We start from the raw sequence: 2,837 nt of genomic DNA, 5'->3' as shown, positions 1-2,837 counted from the left end.
ACTCCAATCAACCGCTGGAAAGTGCTAAAATATAAATGTACACTGAACAAAATAATAACCCGAACTAATTTGCCTATTAGAAGGCAAATTAGTTCGGGTTTTACTTAGACTAAAACACTTTTGTCCCGGCTTCCTTATTTTTTTATTCTTTCTTTTACTATGTTCCTAAACTTTTATACTCGTTTATCATAAAATATATCTATATTTTTTCTATTAGTAGCCATCTGTCACCTTTCTACTAGTCGTAATTGCACCCGTTCATTTGTTACAGAACGTTTAAATTTATTTAACGAGGGTTAGTAAATCGGACGCATCTTCATACCTGCACAGGTATACAAAACCGCTCTGCTAACACCTTTTAACAGAGTATACGTCCGATGATTCGTGTCATACTTTGTAACATTGTGTCGGTGGTAAATATCTCCACCTTCAAAACCGCCAAAAATCTCCTATACTATATAGAAGGTTATACTGTGTAGAATTCTTATAGTTGGAGGAATTTTGATGTTATCAAACTCTGAAATCGGTATCGATTTAGGAACCGCAAATATTCTAGTTTATAGTAAAAATAAAGGAATCATTTTAAACGAACCGTCTGTAGTCGCAATCGACACAGAAAATAAACAAGTATTAGCAGTCGGCGTAGAAGCCAAAAGCATGATTGGGAAGACCCCGGGTAAGATCGTGGCTGTACGCCCTTTGAAAGACGGCGTCATAGCTGACTTTGATGTCACGACTGAAATGTTGAAACAAGTCATGAAAAAAGCGAGTAAAAAGCTTGGCTTCTCAATCCGTAAGCCAAATGTCGTGGTTTGTACACCATCCGGTGCGACAAGTGTGGAACGCAGAGCGATTCAGGATGCCGTGCGTGGAAGCGGTGCAAAAACAGTCACTCTCATCGAAGAGCCTGTTGCGGCAGCAATTGGAGCTGACCTCCCTGTTGACGAGCCTGTTGCCAACGTGATCGTTGACATCGGCGGCGGAACAACTGAAGTAGCCATCATCTCATACGGCGGTGTTGTATCCTGCAACACAATCCGTATCGGCGGGGACCAAATGGACGAAGATATCATCCAGCACGTACGTAAACGCTATAATTTACTGATCGGTGAAAGAACAGCGGAGAATATTAAGATTGAGGTAGGACATGCGTTGATCGACCATGAAGAACGCTCCATGGAAATCCGCGGACGCGACCTGGTCACTGGATTACCGAAAACGATCACGTTAACATCCAATGAAATCCAAAGTGCGTTGAGGGAATCCTTGCTTCATATTCTTGAAACCATCCGTGCAACGCTTGAGAACTGCCCTCCTGAACTAAGCGGTGACATTGTGGACCGCGGAGTGATCCTTACAGGGGGAGGCTCCCTGCTGAACGGACTTCAAGACTGGCTGAGCGAAGAAATCGTCGTACCTGTCCACCTTGCACCTAACCCGCTCGAATCAGTGGCGATCGGCACAGGACGTTCATTAACCGTCATCCACAAACTGCAAAAAGTAAAATAACTATAAAGAAACAAACCCCCGGACAACGTATCGGGGGTTCGTTTTGTATAGTATCTTCCCCCTTGAAAAAAGAGCCATCATATTACCCTCTTTCAAAAAATTTCAAACCAAAATGATCCCATTTATATTTTTTTTCGTTAGCTCTTTAGAATTGAGTTCAATGGCGTTGTTTAGTATCCTTAATTTACTTACGCCATATAGAAGGAGCAATTTATGTCACAGCACTTCAGGGATATTGATTTGTACCAAAAAGTAGTCAGTGAAAAAGATTCATCTGCTTTGCGTCAGCTATATCGAAAATACGAAAAGCTTATTTATTCTTTTTCCTATAAAATGACCGGTGATAGGGAGATTGCGGAAGAAGTGATTCAGGAAGTGTTTCTGAAACTTTGGAAAAAGCACTCACCTTACGACCAATCAAAGGGAAAGTTTTCTTCCTGGTTGTTGACGATGACTCGGAACACAAGCTTAGATGCTCTCCGCAAACGTAAGAAACATGAGTCCGTTGAATATGTCGAAAAAGATTCACTGCAGGTTAGTTATGAAACACCTGAAGACATCGTGGAATGGAAGGAAAAAGGGAACGCGATCCAGGATTGCATCCGTGCTTTAAAAGAGGATCAGCAGCGGATTGTCCATTTATTTTATTTCAAGGGACAGACACAGCAGTCCATTTCCAAGAACACGGATACACCACTCGGGACTGTGAAAGGAAGAATACGGCTGGCATTGAAGCATCTGCACAGCTGCCTTAAAGGGAAAGGAGGGGGCACGGAATGATTCAGCAGCCATGCGATTACCTACTGGATTATTTCAATCATCATCTTGATGATGTTGAAAAAGCATTGTTTGAGGAGCATCTTGAAAGCTGTTCAGACTGCCGTGAAGCATTGAATGAGCTTCAGCAGCTGAATGAGTACCTGCCTTATGCTTCTGAACCCATTGACCCTCCCGAAGGATTGGAAGACCGTGTGTTTGCCAGAATTGACAGGGCATCTGCTGTCACTCCATTACGCAAAGAAAAACCGCGTAAGCGCTGGTTATTCCCTTCTGCAGCAGCGATACTTACGCTTTCCTTGCTTGGAAACGTCTATATGTTTACCAAAATCCAGCAAAAAGAAGAAATCGTTGAACAGGCGGCAATCGATGAGGTCACTCGATATGTTGAGCTCGCCGCCGTGAAAGGCAATGCTAAAGGAACGGCCAGCATTATCAAACAGGGCGAACAATCAAGCCTTGTCGTGCAGGCTTCACAACTGGAAGACTTATCTAAAGAAGAAGTCTTCCAAGTATGGCTCATTAAGGATGAAAAGCCGCAACGTGCAGGA

Annotated in this window: 3 protein-coding genes; all 3 read left to right on the top strand. The window is 43.0% G+C overall.

All coding sequences use genetic code 11. The features are described 5' to 3' along the window. The first annotated feature begins 504 nt into the window (after nt 1-504). Nucleotides 505-1,509: a rod-share determining protein MreBH gene (gene mreBH, locus HP456_RS22245; RefSeq protein WP_172255160.1), complete on the top strand. Its 1,005-nt coding sequence runs from the start codon at nt 505-507 to the stop codon at nt 1,507-1,509. Between the two features lie 213 nt (nt 1,510-1,722). Then, entirely contained in the window at nt 1,723-2,289 is a 567-nt protein-coding gene (locus tag HP456_RS22240; RefSeq protein WP_172255158.1) for an RNA polymerase sigma factor, read from the top strand. Continuing rightward, a partial coding sequence (locus HP456_RS22235; RefSeq protein ID WP_172255162.1) for an anti-sigma factor occupies nt 2,286-2,837 on the top strand: 552 nt, incomplete at its 3' end. The genes HP456_RS22240 and HP456_RS22235, both read left to right, overlap by 4 nt.

The organism is Bacillus haikouensis, assembly GCF_013179555.1.
Lineage (GTDB): Bacteria > Bacillota > Bacilli > Bacillales > Bacillaceae_B > Rossellomorea > Rossellomorea haikouensis_A.
This window is presented reverse-complemented; position numbering and strand designations above follow the sequence as displayed.